1 protein-coding gene and 1 pseudogene are annotated in these 901 nt (G+C 60.7%); one reads left to right on the top strand and one right to left on the bottom strand.

The features are described 5' to 3' along the window. Positions 1-288, bottom strand: a pseudogene (locus G6N73_RS35915) (cytochrome c oxidase assembly protein); the annotation flags it as partial. A 109-nt stretch (positions 289-397) separates the two neighbouring features. Here G6N73_RS35915 and G6N73_RS35910 point away from each other — a divergent pair. Next, a complete protein-coding gene (locus G6N73_RS35910; RefSeq protein WP_165034579.1) occupies positions 398-805 on the top strand; it encodes a winged helix-turn-helix transcriptional regulator in 408 nt (135 codons plus the stop codon). Positions 806-901 lie beyond the last annotated feature (96 nt).

Below are 901 nucleotides of genomic sequence, written 5' to 3'. Positions count from 1 at the left end.
ATCCTTAATCGAAAGAATGGCTAACCAGAACCACAGCGCGCACGTCAGGAGCGACGCGAGCATGATCAGATGGAGGACGTGCGACTGCATTCCTATGTGAAGCGCCGGCGGCGCATGCCATGCCCACAGAACCAAAAGTTGCGCAATCACCGCAGGGTACAGTTTGGGCAATGGCAAACGGCCGCCAAACCTTCGGTTGACCGCCAGCGCCAGAAGCGGCGCCACGACGTTCATAAGCAAAATGTGAATCGCCATCTGCTGCGAGAGCGGCCCCACAGTGTAAAGCATGGTCGTCGAACCAGCGGCGGCACGAAATGTTCCGCCTCTAGGTAGTTTCATTGCAAACTGAATTGCAGGTACCTACAAGGACGTAAGTGTATTTTCTTGCGGTGATGTGATGCACGTATCCGAAAAGCTGCGGCGCGGTGACGTTATGGCCGCCGCATGTCCCTCGCGTGAAGTGCTTCAGCACGTCACGAGCAAGTGGGGCATACTGGTGCTGATCGCCCTGGAGACCGGAACGCAGCGTTTCAGCGGACTGAGGCGCAAGATCGGCGGCGTCAGCGAGCGGATGCTGGCGCAGTCGCTTCAAGACCTAGAGGGAGACGGTCTGGTCGACCGCGTCGCATACGATGTCGTGCCGCCGCATGTGGAGTACAGCCTGACGGCGCTGGGGCGCGAGGCCGCGGAGAAGGTGCGCCTGCTCGCCGACTGGATCGAAGACAGCCTGCCGCGGATAACCGAGGCGCGGGAGGAACGGCAAGAAGCCGGCCCGAAACCGGCGCGTCCCCTGTCGGCTGTTTAACAGGAGGCGAACCGGTCCACCGGAACCCGGTATACTCCGGCATGTATGCGGATCGCGATGCCATGGAAACGGCTGTTGCTGCATCGCGATCCGTGC

Origin of the sequence: Allomesorhizobium camelthorni (assembly GCF_011045125.1) — a bacterium.
In the GTDB taxonomy this organism is placed as follows: domain Bacteria; phylum Pseudomonadota; class Alphaproteobacteria; order Rhizobiales; family Rhizobiaceae; genus Allomesorhizobium; species Allomesorhizobium camelthorni.
Note: the sequence above shows the minus strand (reverse complement) of the source record. Positions and strands in the feature narration are given on the sequence as shown.